Here is a 15,021-nt window from a genome sequence, read left to right as displayed (position 1 = left end):
TATCACAGAACAGGCCGCTCACTGTACAGTGAGCGGCCTGTTCTGTGTTACTGCGTGCTCGACCGGAGCCTGCGTTTAGTACCTTGGACTCGCTTACAGCCCGGACGTAGTATAGCCCAGCACGGCGGTTTCTCCCTCATCCGACAACACGAAAGACTGACTCTCGGGCGCCATTTCGTAGCGCAGCACCACATCGGTTTCAAAAGCAATGAAATACCGGCACAGCAGCGCTAGCACCCGCGCCTGCCAAGTAGTAGGAGCCAGAAACACTTCCAGCTCCGCCGTAGTCAAGGACTCCAGACTGATTTCGAGAGCGGGCAACGTTTCGTAGTAAGCCCCTGTCAGCACGAAGTCACGGCCTAGCTCGCCCTGGCCTAGCGCGAAGCCCGCCGCACTTCCACTGACTTGAACAGATTCGGCCGGGAACTGGAGCGGCGCCACGGTACGCAACCGCACGGGTACTTCCAGCATGCTCTCAAAACAGTGCTGCGTATACGCCATATCGCCTACAATCTGGTGGGCCAATGGCAGCAGATAAAGCAAAGTAGTTATCTGGCGAGGCGGCAATTGGCCGTCCAGCTCCCAGAAGCGGGTCATCACCTCGTTGTACCACTGCGCCGACAGGTTGGCCATATAGCGGCGTTCCTCCTGCTCCAGCAGCACCCGCATCCGGTAAAACTCCTGCTCGAAGGGCAAAAAGAAGCGGCGCGTAGCCTTCTCCCGTCGGCGCTGGGCCTGAATTTCTTCGATCATGGCCCGCACGCCATCTTGCGGCGCGGGGTTGTTGGGATGGTGAAAAAGCTGCTGGGGCAACGCATCGTAGAGTCCTTCCCGGTGCACCTCCACCACTGTTTTAGGCGACCTCCACCGCTCGGCTTGCTCCTCCGTCACGGCACCAATATCGCGGCGGTAGCGGCGCGCAAACAGACTCACGGGCCGAACAATGAAGTCATCGAACTGATAGCCTTGCGCCATCAAATCGGCAAGCACCACCTCCAGTCGCAGGTCGAAAGGCTGTTTCCGTAGCTCCTCTAGCATGGCCTGTACGCCCTCTATCGTGGGTACCGCCGCTGACGTAGTAGGTGTACGTGGCGCTGATTCGGTGAGGCCTCTATCTATAGTTAGGTTTGGCATACTATCTTTTTTCTGTCAACTTACACTCGAATGTCGGATACTCACAAGTCCCCGCCAGTAACTCAATTCTCCAGAATTGGGTAAAGCAGCGCGTTCTGAGTAGGTTTACCTCGTCAAACCCTACATCATATGGAGTAGCTAGGAAGGTACTAGCTGACTCTGATTGCCATCCCAACTTTGCTTTTCTTTTACTTACTCGATCAAAGTTAGTCTTTGTATGCTGACTCCCAACCCGCAGGCACAAGCGCGTAGCGCCGTAGGCAATTTATTCTCCAATGCCCGCTCCGGTCTACAGCGGAACCCAACGTTCATTAGTATTTTTCTTTACCTGCTTTGCAGCATGCTCTTGTTTGCGCTGCTAGGCGCCGGTGCCGTATACAGCCCGTTTCCCTACAAGACCACCTTCATACTAGTGCAGGCTGTTTCGCTGCTCTTAGGATGGTTTCACTTGTATGCCCAAGAGACCTGGTTGCCGTGGTTCAATCCTGATGATTGGGTTCATGGCACCGTAATGACGGTTTTGAGCTGGATGGCCGGGGCTGGCGGCATAGCGCTACTGCTGTGGCTGCCGCGGTTGGAGGGCCGCACCACTCCCATTGCTTACATTATGGCGACGCTGCCAGCCGTGATACCCTACTTCTTCAACGAAGCCTACCGTGCTTGGAAGCAGGTTCCGCGCGAGCAGTACAAGCTGTGGTACTATCAAGCCAATGCCGCCGGCCCCGATCTGGCCCGCATCGATCTGAGCAACTTCATGGTAATCCACTTCTGGATGTCGCGCCGCCACGGCGAGTCGCTCTACCACGACTTCTCCTCCAAAGCGCCTCACGAGATGCATTTTGGTGACCTATTCCGTATCTTCCTAACCGACTACAACGTGATGAAGCCTGACCAAGCCATCCAGTACCTAGACGACCAGGGCAGGCCTTACGGGTGGATTTTCTACGCCAAACAGCGTTGGTGGAAGCGCCGCCGCTACATCGATCCCGACTATAGCTTCCGCGATAACTTCATTAAGCAAGGCGACATTATCGTGTCCCGGCGCGTGATTCAGTAGGTACTGAAAGCTGGCGGCTACCATTGTGGCCGTAATCTGGTGGCGCTTGCCTAATTTGCAAGGCAAAATATTCTTTCCTTTCTCCTTTCCTTTATTATGCTACCCGAAATCAAGCATTACCCCGTGAACTGGGTCGACGGTATGAAAATATCTCGTCGGCACTTCACCGAGCTTGAACAGTTTACTACCGAACACCTGCGCGATGCTACGGCCATCGGCCTGAGCGCGCATCGTTACGGCCTGTTACCCGCAGACCCGAACGGAGTGTCCTCGTTCGAACTATTACTCAGCGTCGATCCGCAGCAAGGTGTACAAGCCCGCCTCACGCACTGCCGAGCTATTACGGCAGGAGGGGCTCGTATCGAAATAACGGGCGGCACCGAGCCACTTACTCTGCGCACCAGCCTAGCCCAACTTCTTACGGAGTTCAACCTGCCTGCTCCCACCGAGCAGCTACGCTTCAGCGTGGTAGTAACGGTGAACCCCTACGTGCGGGTGCCCATGGGCCAGCCGACCCCCGAGGAGATACCCCCGCGCCACCCGTACACCATGCCACAGTACCACCTAAGCGTGGTGCCTACGCAGCAGGTGAATACCACCACCGTAAGCTCGTTTCACTTAGTAGTGGGCGAACTAGTTTATACCGAAGGCACTCTGCGCACGGTACCAAACTTTATTCCGCCAAGCACCGCCCTCTCCAGCCACCCAGCTCTGTTGAAGTGGCTGCATCAGATAGAGCATATTCTGCAGGAAATTGAGACGGATGCCTTCAAGATCATCCATAAGGTGAAGCTGCGCATCGACCGAAAGAGCTATTTGAGTGACCAAGTACAACTGCTGGCTGAACGCACCGTCTTCGCCCTGTCTCAGCACCTGACCACCTTGCACCTAAGCGCCGCCGAGCAGCCCCCTATTCAGCTGCTCGATACGCTCCTGCGCATGGCCAAGCAAGTCAAGACCACCATTGACTGCTTCACTGAAGCCGAGCGCGAAGAAATTCTGAAGTACTTTGAGCAGTGGTCGGAGACATTGCCCGTCACGCTCTTGAATGCGCTGAGCGGTTCCATCTCGGTTCGTTACGACCATCACCGGGTGCACGACTTGCTGGAGCAACAATACGCCATGTGGCAATTGATTGCCAACATATTCCGTCAGCTCACGCACCTCGAATACATTGGTAAGAATAAGGAAGGCTGGAAGACCTTCATCAACGAGAACCCGGTGGCACCGGACTCCGCGCCAGAAAAGGATAAGCCTGTTACACGGTGGAGCCCCTTCTAATCCGCCTCTTCCTTCGTTATTTCTCCCACTTGCATGAAGCCTCTTAATCACGCTGAACGTACCACCCGCCTGTGGAAATTCACGCTCTTTTACATTTTGGCGCTAGCATTACCCTTGGTGGCCTCTTATTATCTGTTCTCAGATAACACTATAGCCGATGAAAACAGAAAGCTAAAGCTCGAGCTGGACCGCACCCGTAATGAGCAGAAAAGGCTGGTAGTGTACCTCGATACGCTTACGAGCCATCTCCGCCGCATCGATCAGACGGACCAACTCTTGCGAGACGAGAACAACTACATGATTATCGGCCGCCTGAACACCAAAAATCAAGACAACGTGAATTCCATAGCCAGCGTGCTTAGCTCCATTCGGGCCGATACTACGCGTATGCAGATTCGCATGAGCAAGATGGTGGCGAAGAATATTCTCAACGACTTTGAGCTGTTCCGCAGCAACCGCAATACCATTGATTTTCTGCGTCAAGCACTTAAGGACAAAGGCGTAGATGTATCGGACTGCGAGAAAATTCAAGCTAGACTCGACCGCGCTGAAAGTAATCTCGCTATTCTACAGGCTGTTAACTCCAATCGCCAGGCTTCTGGAGGCGGCGGGGGTGGCGGCGGCGGTCCGCGTCGTAGCAACAATAGTACTCCTCGCAGCAATGCTAGTAGCGACGACTTAAAGCGTCTGCTTGATGTCAGCAATACGGAGGTGGCCGTGCTTACGGATAAGGTTGCTTTCGCTAATGCGGATTGTTTGCGGCAGCGTGCTACTGGCATGAACAGTTCACAGCGCAAAGAGATGCTGGAACAAGCACGCAAGGGCTTTATTGGTATCATCCAACAGCCTAGTTCCCCAGAAATGAAGTCTAGCGCCGAGAAGATGGTTGACATCATTGATAAAGAGCTTGGCCGCCGACGGGGACTCTTTGGCTATGGTAACTAACGTAGCCAGTGTTTCACTGCGCTGGCTACGCCTAGAACGCACCTATGAGTCACGAATATTACCGCCTCCCGCTCAACTTTGAAGACCTCCTGGAGCGCCGACATTTGCCTCGTTGCTCAGCACAGGAATCCATTGCTCAGCATCTGTATCTGATGCTTACCACCCATTTTGGCGAGTCGCGCTTCGACCCCAATTTTGGTTGCGTAGTGTGGCAGCAGGACTTCGAAGCCATGACCAACATGCGCTGGAAAGACGATGTTCAGAGGTCCGTGGAGCAGACTATCATTGTCCGTGAGCCTCGTTTAGAACAAGTGAAAGTACAGGTCAACGTTGATGATTTCGAAATGAAAGGCGTGAACCAGCGCATTAGAAAGCGGCTGGAAGTAACTGTGCGTGGCATTTTGCACCGCACTAACGAGCCCTTTGCTTTTCGGGCCAGCTTATTTATCGCGCCCTTATCGGTGGTGTAAGTAGGCTCTTCCCATTTGATTATCTCTACCTATGCAGATTTCTGACGATTTCAATAAAGCCGCTATCAAAAGTCGCCTGACGCAGAAAGCGGCCGAAATGTGGGGTTATGGCGAGGGGGAAATAGAGGGGTTCGACCCTTTGGTGCAGTTGCTGCTGGAAGCCTGCGCGGTGGAGTTGGAGAAGATCGGTCAAGAAATCAACAACACCCAGTACCGATTAGTAGAACGCTTGGCTGGTCTACTTAACCCCGACGTAGTAGATGCCCCTCGCCCCGCGCACGCCATTGCCCAGGCGCACCCTCGCGAGCCCATCATGCACTTGCCCTCCGACGCGCAGTTTGCTTTTCAGCGGGCGGCAGTGGGCCGAGCTACGGTTGGGCCGGCCATCTTTTTTTCGCCGCTTCAGCCTACTCGCTTAGCTGATGGCGCTGTACGCTACCTCGCCACCGATGACCAAATCTGGCGGGTAGAAGCCGCTGGACAAAAGCGGCCAGTAGCCACCGCTAGCCGCCCGGAACCAACGGAGCACCGTCGTCTTTGGATAGGGTTGGAATTGAGTGCCGATATTGTTTCGTTGTCTGACCTGACGCTTTACTTCGATTGGCTAAACGAGCCGCGGCGCGAAGCTTATTCTGCCTACCTTCCTGGTGATGCGTGGCGTCTCGGCGACCGAATCTTACCAGTTGTGCAAGGGTTGAGCGCCGAGCAAAATGATGCAACGCCCTTACTACACCAGCAATACGATTTCTTAAACCGGGTAGAGCAGCACGTACGCAATATCTATGCGCCGGGCTTCGTGCGCATCCAGCCGGCGGCCGTTGCCGATTTGCAATTCTATCTGCGAGAAACGTTTCCGGCAGCGCTAGCTCAACGCTTTTCGGCCGAAGTGTTGCAGACATTTACGCAGCCACTGATTTGGCTGGAGATACGCTTTTCTCACGCCCTGCCTCCCGAAGCCCTGAACACCATTACGTGCGGCCTCAACTGCTTTCCCGTGCTCAACCGCCGGCTTAACAAGCAGATATTTCGTTTGCAGCCGGCTCTCAACATCTTTCCGCTTCATTCGGAGGAGGCGTTTTTGGCTATTCGGGAGGTGTATAGCCTGCGCAACGTTATATTCCGTTCGACCACGCTCAGTACGCTACAGGACCAAGAAACCGACACCTATACTCTACGGTACGGGGCGGGGCGTTTTGATGCTCGCTCCGGCAAAGAAGCGCTATTGGAGCTACTGGAATTACTACGCGACGAAAGCCGGGCCTTCACTGCTACTGGTACCGATTTCGTTTCCAATACGCTACGCGAGCTAAACCAGAACCTGGCTCGCCTAGAGGAACGCATCAACCAAACCGATACGGAAGCTACCAGCGACCCAGCTCCCTATGTGATGCTGCGCCCCCGCGACGCAAATGATAGTGTGTATCTGGAATATTGGTCGAGTGACGGGGAAGCGGGCAACCGAGTCCCTACTGGTAGCCGCCTGCAAGTCTACGACGGCCACTATCTTGACTCGGTGCAGCTAATCACGACAACTACGGGTGGCCGAGAGCGGCCTCGTCCTGAGGAGCGGGTGCACGAGATGCGCAAAAACCTGCTCAGCCGCAACCGTATCGTAACGCTAGAAGATATCCGCGCCACGTGCTGGGCTGAGCTCGGCAGCCAGTTGAGCCAAGTGCACATTGAAAAAAGCTTCCGTAAAGGCACCACTCCTACCGCCGGCTTTGTTCGTTGCATTCGAGTGCAACTCACGCCGGCCTCTACCAGTCGCCTTTCAGCTCCCGAATGGCAGCGCACAGCGCAGGAGCTGCAAACATTGCTAGCTCATCAATCGGCCATGAATCTACCCTATGAGGTATTAGTGGCAACGTCCTAAGCAAGGATACTTCATAGTGGGAGTAGTATTGCTCAAAACGATAGTGCACCGCAGTCCAGAGACAATTTCTGGCTGCGGCGCACCATCGTTTTGAGGCCTATCCTCTACTTCTGAGCCGTTTTGGGTGGTAATAGCGGCGGCGTAGGAATACCATGCGTTTTCATCCACGCTTTCATTTCAGCTACCGCGGCGTCTTCCTGTTGCACCCAAGGTTTTCCCACCACGTCGGGTTGGGCTCCCAAGGCATCCAGTTTTTGACGCCACGCGCTGCCTTCAGGCGTCTGCTCCCAGCGCGCCCGAATTTCCCGATAGCGTGCTGCTCCCGCCGATGGAACCGGAAACTTTGCGCCGCGCTCCATCAGCAGCCGCTTTACCTTGATTTGCCATTGGGTTGCTTCGGCATTACCTATGCTATTTTCCTGGGTGTGCAGCGCTACTTCTCCATCGGTTTTGTGCCAATCGGCGCCGCGCTCAAGCAGGTAAGCCACCTGCTCGAAATTGTTGAGGCGAGCCAACGTGGCAGCCGCCGTGGCACCGGAGCTATCCGTGATATTAATATCGGCACCGTGGTCGAGCAGAATCTTCATGCGCTTGTAATTATTGATGTACAAGGCATTGTGCAACGCAGGCATCTTCCGCTCATCCCGGCTGTTTGGGTCGGCTCCTAAGTCGAGCAGTGCTACTAGCAATTCATCCTTTGGTCCCTCAGCGGCAATATTGATAAGGTGCGTAGTGTCCTGTCCTCCCTCGCTATTAGGCAGCACCAATGGTCGGTTTACATCAGCTCCGTGGCGTACTAGTGCCTGCAAGCTGCGCACATGGTGGTGCGAATAGGCCCAAAACAAAAATGTGACACCACTTTTACCCACTAGATTAGGGTCTAACTCTGAGTACTGCTTGAATAGAGCATCAATCTTGGCGGCGTCATCTTGCCGAATAGCTTGCGCCATTTCCAAGGCTGGCCCGGCCGGGAAGTACTCTTCAGGTTTGTGTTTGTAGATGGGATTGGAAGCGGAAGATTCCATGGAGGTGCATTGCGTGAAAGCGAATAACAAGAAAAGAGCCCAGAGCCAAGCACCAGCGGCGCATAGCAGTTTAGCGGCAACACAAAACCGCTTCATCGTCCAAGGTAGTTGGTGAGCGTACCCACGTCCTGGTCCTTCTCGTGCTCAATGTGGTCGACCATCTGAGGGGCGATGCCGTGGCCATGCAATGCCATATCAATAACGGGCTTGATGGGGTTCCAGGCGGCCAGATCCCGCCACTGATGCTGCCACTGCGGGGCCGGTGTCACCGGTCGGGAAACTCCTAGCGCCTTTGGCAGTACAAATCCTCCGGGAAAATTTACGCCGTTCTGAACGTTATTCAGTGGGTCCGACGTCGAACGGTAGGCCTGAATCAGGGCACTCCCCTCTTCCATAGCCGTCCGCGAAAGATTATATGGTGCGCGCTTGATAGTATTGACGTGCAGTCCGGCCGCATTAAACGAGTAGCTTTTGCTGCCCGTCACGACACTGCCTGCGGAGGCCAACCCACCACCGAGTGAGTGTCCAGTGGTTTCCACTTCGTCTTTACCAACTTTTGCTACCACGGCTTTCGCCAGGTTCATGGCTTGGTTGTACTGTTTTTCTTCCAAGCCTATGCCTTGCCGTAAGTCAGCCAAAATATCCGGTTTATCTTCTGTGCCCGCATAGGCCAGAACTAACTTCGGGGGCTCCTCGAAACTGGACTGGTAGATGGCTGCTTTAAACCCAGTCTTCGGGTCGGCGAGCATCTCACGGCTGGTACCCACTTGGGCTAGTTCGTCCGCATCCAGCATGTGCCAACCTTCCGGCTCGGGCACAGGCGAAATTTTGTCGCTGTTGTAGACGTGGCCGCTAAGTCGAGCGCGCTCTACGGCTACGTTGTTGCGCTCTAAACGTGTAAGAGCCTGTTGAGCAGTAGCTTCCGGCTCGCCGGCTACATCAGGCGATACCATTCCCAATTTATTTTCGGCAGCCTTCATCAAGTTTCGGCGTGCTGTGTACCGCTCCTGTTTGGATGGGAGCAAAGCACATGGCTCCGCAACTTTGTTTGTAGCAGCTAAAGCCGCCGTTGGAGTTGCGGTGGCTGCTGGTTTTTTGGCGCCGGTTTTGGTTCGGGTTACGGGAGGCTTGTTCCAGCGCTGCTCCAGCACCTGACCGCCAATTTCCAGTTGCTGCGCCGATATCACCAATAGGCACTGATACGACGCTTGGTTGGTCCCAGGGACCAAAGAAACGTGCTGTTGTACGCAACGAGCATCTGTGAATTTCAGCGTGCGATTGGGCTGTGTACCATCAGCGGGAAAGAAAATAATCTCACCACTGCGCAGACCATCCGGCATCGTAGCCCACTCTGTCAGTTCCGAGCCCTCGTGACCATCAAGTAGAAGCTGCACCGGTTCTCCCACTACTTTCGAATTCGGGCGCCCACGCTGGTCGATATTTTGTCGGAAACTAAAGGAGCATGCCGCTAGCACATAGATGCGCCCAGCCAAGTGTAGTTCAGCGTGGATATACGTCATACCAACAGGAGTAGCGTGAATTAGAAAGCTATACTTGAGTCCACCTAAGAAGCAATCAATTTATTTATGCTGTCGTAGCGGCTTCTGAGGTCGCAACAGCTTGTTCAACCGGTTGCTCAACAAGCTCTTCAGCTGCTTGCACCTGCCAGCTTATCTCTTCGGCTTCTGACGACTTATCGAGCGAAATGACCGAACCTTTGCCTACTTCGGCCGCAATTATCATTCGCGAAATGGGCCGCCGCAATTGCTGTCGAATCACCCCTTTGATGGGGCGAGCCCCGTAGCGTGGGGTGAAGCCAGAAAGCGCCAGATGCGTCCGAGCCGCGTCCGACAACTCCAGGGTAATACCCTGCCGGCGCAACTGCTCCTGCAAAGGCCGCAAGTGGATATCGAATATCTGCACCACGTTCTCCTCTGAAATAGGCGCAAACGGTACTATCTCCGTAAGGCGCGCCAAAAACTCTGGTCGGAAATGGCGGCTCATCGATTCCATCAGCATATTGGTAGCCGGTATTTGCCCGGCACCGAAGGACTGGATGATCTGCTCACTGCCAATATTGGACGTGAACAAAATAACGGCATTCGAGAAGTCACCCTCGCGGCCCAGTCGATCATGTAACCGGCCTTCATCGAGAATCTGCAGGAAGATATCGAACACTGAGCTGTGTGCTTTTTCGATTTCATCAAAGAGCACCACGGAATAAGGCTTCTCGCGAATCTTGTTCACCAGCATACCTCCTTCTTCGTAGCCTACATAGCCGGGAGGTGCGCCATAAAGCAGTGCCGCAGAGTGCTCCTCCTTGAACTCCGACATGTCGAAACGAATCAAAAAGGACTCGTCGTTGAACAAGAAATCAGCCAGCGCCTTCGCTAGCTCTGTCTTGCCAGTACCCGTAGGACCAAGCAGGAAAAAGGAACCAATAGGCTGCCCTGCTTTCGTAAGCCCCGAGCGCGACTCCAAAATAGCTTCGCAAAGCGCCTTCACGGCATGATTTTGCCCCACCACTCGCTGCTGTAGCGTCTGGTCCATATTGAGCAGTTTATCCCGCTCGTTGCTTTGCAGCTTACCCAACGGAATTCCCGTTTTGCCCGATACGACAGCAGCAATATCGGACCGCTCTACGCTTTCCTTTTTCGTAGCGGAAAGATTGACAACGGCGGCCAGCAGTTCCCGAATGTAAGTTTCCAGCGGCTCTGAGGTTTCTAGTGTCTCTGGCTGCTGCTCTTGGTCGAGCTGATTCAACCACAAGTGGCTCACTTGATTCTGCACCTGATACAGGAACCAACGCAGCTCTTTCATATAATCGGTCTCCACCAACTCCGACTTACGGGCTGCTATAGCTTCAAAATCCTGCTGCAACTGTACCAACTCTGCCTCAGCGTGCTCGTCCAGCATTCGAATGGCCGCCATTGTACGGTCCACCAAATCAATGGCAGAATCAGGTAGTTGTCGGTCCTTAATGTAGCGTTTGGCTAAGCGTACGGCTTCACCGACGGTTCCCTCTCCTACTTGCAAACCATGATGAGCTGCATAGTAAGGCAACACACTATCCACCATCCGCTCAGCTACCACCACGCTCGGTTCTTCTACCCGTAGCACATCAAAGCGCCGGTTAAAGGCTTCATCAGCTTCAATGTACTGGCGGTATTCATCGTTAGTAGTCGCTCCAATAACCGTGATTTCACCGCGCGCCAGCTCCGGCTTCAGTAATTGCGCGATACCAGCTCCAGCCGAGCCTTTAGGGTCTAGCAACACATGAATTTCATCGATAAAGAGGATAGCCCGGTTGTACTGTTTGATTTCACTCAGTACACTCTTAATACGGTCTTCTACCTCTCCTTTATAAGAGGCACCAGCTACCAGAGTACCCAAATCCAGCTCGAACAGAACAACCTGTTGCAAATGGCCAGGCACCTTTTTCAACACAATCTGCTGAGCAAAGCCTTCTACCAACGCTGACTTACCTACCCCAGGCTCCCCCACCAGCAGCACATTGGGCTTAGTCCGGCGACCTAAGATTTCAGCCATCTGACGCGTTTCCCGGTCACGCCCCACAATAGGATCCAGTTTCCCCGCTTCGGCCTGAGCGGTCTTGTTCACGCAATACGTAGCCAAAGCACCAGCCTTGCCACCGGAAGCCCGGTCTGTTAGTGGCGTCGATTCTTGACCATCAGCCCCTACCGCTACAGGCTGCATTACATCCGGTTCAATGGCTTCCATCACCTCACGCTGCGTGAGCGGCAACGACTTCAACTGCTCCACGGTGTACGCCAGACCTGGTCGCAATAGGGCAGCCAATGCGCATAAAGGATCAGTCCGGTCTTTGGAGAGCTGTAATGCTACTAAGTCAGCGACCTCCAGAATGGGGGCTATTTCTTTGTCAGCTGCGGGCATTTCTGGTGGTCGAGCAGCCTTAGGCAAGCTTTCCAACCGAACTTCGGCCCACTCTCGCAGGTAATGAATATCTTTTTCCAAAGTCACTGCCAACCATGATGCTAGCCCAATCTCATTATGTAATAGCGCAATAAACAGATGCGGTGGTGCATAATACTCGTGCCTATACTCATGGGCTACTGCTTGCGCAATATGTAAGACACGCTTTAACTCGTCGGTGTGAGCCATATAGCAAATGAAGTGGATGAAAGAAGCTGAAGAACTGTGGCAAAATAGCGTAAACGCCGTATACAAACTTATTTTCTTACATTAAAACTAGCTTCACCAAACCATAGGCCTTATTGTAATGATATAGAGTCTTGTAATATCACAGACACCTATATTGTAATACATTGACTACCAGCACTTGCCTTTTATTGTATCCAATCTCCACCATTAATAAATAAATAATGTTGAAAAAAAATACTTTGGTTTTGGAATTTCCTGTACCTTGGCACTCGAAAGGCCCTCCAAAGGGCGGCAAGTCTATTGGATAAGGCCTTAATCTTACCTAATTTCTCATATCATGTTCAACTACGGAGTTGGCGGGCAAGAGCGCAAGCTTGATAATGCTCAAGAGGCCATTTCAGATATTCCTCTCAATCGGACGCTGCTGATTCAGAAACTTACTTCCGATGCACCTTTACGCCCTCAAATAATAGAGGGGCTGCGTACTCCCGAGGCAGTGTTTGCTCACTTCAAGCCAGAAGTGGAAGTGGAATTTGAGAAGGCGGATGGTAGCGTTGTTCCTGAAGCATTGCATTTTCAATCCCTAGGGGACTTTGGTAAAAAGGGTATCATTAACCAGAGCCGTTTCTTGCAGGAAATAAATACCCAGACCGACGATCTACAGAAACTTTTGCGCCAACTTAAGTCTAATAAAGTCTTGAAATCGGCACTTGATAATCCTGAGGCAAAAGCTGCTTTTTTAGCTGCCATTCAGGCTATGATTAGTGAACTAGAATAGTTAGCTTTATCTTTCATTACTCAATCCTCTCCTACTCTCACCTAAATTACTAGAGAGCTTCTCTATGGCTACTGAACAACAAAACGCTGCCGCAGCAGCTGTCACTCGAGAACGGGAAAAAGCTCCTTCACTAGAACAAAACGCACAAGCTCTTATTAGATTTGGCGGTTTTGATCTACTGGAAACTACCATTGACGGCGCATCAAACCTAAATCCAGAAAAGAAGGCTCGTAAGAAAATTTTTCTTACTGAAGACACTAAAAAAGCAGATCGTCAGCAGCTCAAAAAGCGCCTTGCTATGTGGCATGAAATGCTCAGCAATGCTGACTCCGTGTCGAATGCTGTTGAGCAGGTTGAACAGCAAGTAGAATCTGCTAAGCAACAGCTCACGGAAAATCTGAAGAAAGCTATTGATGCGACGCATGAGCTTGAACAGTCGTATCGTTCCGTTGCGTTGTTTTATCGCAATACAGATCAGGATGAGGTAAAGAATATTTCCATTCTTAATGCTGATAAAGATCAGCTACAAGATTTGGACAATACAACTTTTATCGATACTGTTTCAAACGAGCTAGAGCAGAATTATGACCGCCTTGACTTACGGGATAACTACTCTTTGCTCATTGTACCCGGATATCTGGGTTCAAACAAAGTAATCGACAAGTGGGCCAAGATTGCTCATAAAAACAAGGTGATGATGGTCACCGACTTTGAGCATTACGACACTCCAGATGATGTTGTGGAATTGTTTGCAGAGGCTAACCTAACGGGAGCTGACGCTCACAAGTCCAATGTAATTATGGCTTGCAACTGGCTTGTGGGCAGGGGAAAGATAGAAGAAGTAGGCGAGGAAGAGGATCTATTCGTTCCTCCCTCTTCAGCCTTAGCTGGCCGAATCTATAGCACACTGGCTTCTCAGGTAACAGCTGGTCGCAAACATGGCACTTTGAATGAAGTTGACGGTGTTCGTTTTCCACTTCGCAAAACCGAAATCTCTAATATGGAGAAAATAGGTCTTGTACCTATGGTGAATGAATACGGCCGGGTAATGGCTTTCTCGGCCAAAACTTTATTCAACGGCGACAATATAGGTTTGCAAACTTATTCCGTAGTTCGCGTGTTTGACTACGTAACTAAGGTACTCATTGACTTCCTAAACCGCCGAGCATTTGAAAACTGGGACCATAACATGCGTATGGATATCCAGAGTCAAATTGTCCGCTTCCTTGATGGCATTGCAGGGCCAGGCAAACTTATTGAAAAATTTACGCTCAAGAAGTTTGAGCGAGACCCTAACCAGAAGGACCGTATTCTGCTTGACATTCATATGGTGCCTTACTTTCCTGCTAAGACCTTTTTGGTTTCACTGGATGGTACCAAAGGAGACGACCCAGATAACCCAGGCCGAGACTGGAATGCTGAATACAAGCAGCAGTAGTTGAGAAGTAGCGAGGTAGGCACATTACATTAACTGAGAACTAAAACACAGTAATTTTTCCAACCATTTTTCACTCTTAACCTTTTTTTAGTATGTCTGCACATACCGCGCACGTCACATTTGACGGCAGCCCCAAATTCGAAGTAATTTCGTGTACTTCCAGCATCGACCAAAATGTCGATGACAAAGGTCGTCCATCATCCAAAGTACAGGGTGGTGTTATCAAGTTTACCATTGTCTGCACAGAGGACACTACTCCTGATAGATTATCAGTCGACCCTTTCAAACGGTGTGATGGTGTGATTACTTTCCTTCGCAACGACCAAGATTCCACTTTGAGAACGATAAGCTTCTACGAAGCGTATTTTGTTGGTTGTGTACTGAATTTTGACGCTCGTGGTGTCGATACCAACACCTCTTTAACTATGACGTTGACTGTATCAGCTAATAAAATTGATTTTAGCGGTGTCGTCCACGACAACCGGTGGGCTGGTACTATGTAATAGGTAGTACAAGTCTTATATAAAAAGCCCTGACAACACTGTTGTCAGGGCTTTTTATATAAGACTTGTACTGTCTGTTTATCCATAAAAATAATTAGAGGTGATTTTGAGTTGGCTTTCTGTCAATGATCTAACTTTCATGCATTGAATATCATCATGAACAAATTCGGCGCAACGATTACAGTAATAAATATACTCGTTATTATTATAAATTTCACCTGTATCATAACCAAAGTGTGTCTCGTTTCAGAACCAGACGATCTAGATGTATAGTCCCAGCGTGAGGTGGGTCGGGTCACGGATAAAGATAGCGGGGTTGTTTTGCCACTGCGCACAGACAAATTCGTGCGGGGTAGCCCGCGCAGGGTCTTGAG

12 protein-coding genes are annotated in these 15,021 nt (G+C 51.7%); 8 read left to right on the top strand and 4 right to left on the bottom strand.

The features are described from left to right. Positions 1-93 precede the first annotated feature (93 nt). Entirely contained in the window at positions 94-1,134 is a 1,041-nt protein-coding gene (locus ACYSMN_RS05230) for a type VI secretion system baseplate subunit TssG (protein WP_488922796.1), read from the bottom strand. A gap of 217 nt (positions 1,135-1,351) precedes the next feature. On the opposite strand from ACYSMN_RS05230, the gene ACYSMN_RS05225 reads away from it, so the two are divergent. From ACYSMN_RS05225 to ACYSMN_RS05205, 5 genes are all read left to right on the top strand, one after another. After that, positions 1,352-2,191 (top strand): TssN family type VI secretion system protein, encoded by an 840-nt coding sequence (locus tag ACYSMN_RS05225; protein WP_488922795.1) that lies wholly within the window; start codon positions 1,352-1,354, stop codon positions 2,189-2,191. Positions 2,192-2,332: 141 nt separating this feature from the next. Further along, positions 2,333-3,472: a hypothetical protein gene (locus ACYSMN_RS05220; protein WP_488922794.1), complete on the top strand. Its 1,140-nt coding sequence runs from the start codon at positions 2,333-2,335 to the stop codon at positions 3,470-3,472. Positions 3,473-3,505: 33 nt separating this feature from the next. Further along, on the top strand, positions 3,506-4,417 hold the full coding sequence (locus tag ACYSMN_RS05215) for a hypothetical protein (protein WP_488922793.1): 912 nt from the start codon (positions 3,506-3,508) through the stop codon (positions 4,415-4,417). Between the two features lie 44 nt (positions 4,418-4,461). Next, on the top strand, positions 4,462-4,887 hold the full coding sequence (locus tag ACYSMN_RS05210) for a GPW/gp25 family protein (protein WP_488922792.1): 426 nt from the start codon (positions 4,462-4,464) through the stop codon (positions 4,885-4,887). 31 nt (positions 4,888-4,918) lie between these two features. After that, positions 4,919-6,760: a type VI secretion system baseplate subunit TssF gene (locus ACYSMN_RS05205; RefSeq protein WP_488922791.1), complete on the top strand. Its 1,842-nt coding sequence runs from the start codon at positions 4,919-4,921 to the stop codon at positions 6,758-6,760. Positions 6,761-6,864: 104 nt separating this feature from the next. Here the strand turns inward: ACYSMN_RS05205 and ACYSMN_RS05200 are convergent, their stop codons facing one another. From ACYSMN_RS05200 to ACYSMN_RS05190, 3 genes are all read right to left on the bottom strand, one after another. Then, positions 6,865-7,785: an ankyrin repeat domain-containing protein gene (locus tag ACYSMN_RS05200; protein ID WP_488922790.1), complete on the bottom strand. Its 921-nt coding sequence runs from the start codon at positions 7,783-7,785 to the stop codon at positions 6,865-6,867. A gap of 92 nt (positions 7,786-7,877) precedes the next feature. Next, entirely contained in the window at positions 7,878-9,305 is a 1,428-nt protein-coding gene (tssD, locus tag ACYSMN_RS05195) for a type VI secretion system tube protein TssD (protein WP_488922789.1), read from the bottom strand. Positions 9,306-9,369: 64 nt separating this feature from the next. Continuing rightward, positions 9,370-11,928, bottom strand: a complete 2,559-nt coding sequence (locus ACYSMN_RS05190) for an ATP-dependent Clp protease ATP-binding subunit (RefSeq protein ID WP_488922788.1) — start codon at positions 11,926-11,928, stop codon at positions 9,370-9,372. 337 nt (positions 11,929-12,265) lie between these two features. On the opposite strand from ACYSMN_RS05190, the gene ACYSMN_RS05185 reads away from it, so the two are divergent. The 3 genes from ACYSMN_RS05185 (at position 12,266) to tssD (ACYSMN_RS05175) (ending at position 14,647) form a co-directional block, all read left to right on the top strand. Beyond that, complete coding sequence (locus ACYSMN_RS05185; protein WP_488922787.1) at positions 12,266-12,706, top strand: hypothetical protein; 441 nt, start codon at positions 12,266-12,268, stop codon at positions 12,704-12,706. Between the two features lie 64 nt (positions 12,707-12,770). Further along, entirely contained in the window at positions 12,771-14,144 is a 1,374-nt protein-coding gene (locus ACYSMN_RS05180) for a DUF5458 family protein (protein WP_488922786.1), read from the top strand. 92 nt (positions 14,145-14,236) lie between these two features. Further along, complete coding sequence (gene tssD / locus ACYSMN_RS05175) at positions 14,237-14,647, top strand: type VI secretion system tube protein TssD (protein ID WP_488922785.1); 411 nt, start codon at positions 14,237-14,239, stop codon at positions 14,645-14,647. Positions 14,648-15,021: the final 374 nt, after the last annotated feature.

It is taken from the genome of Hymenobacter sp. M1-2 (assembly GCF_057808495.1).
The sequence above is the reverse complement of the archived record's forward strand: the minus strand, read 5'-3'. Positions and strand labels throughout refer to the sequence as shown.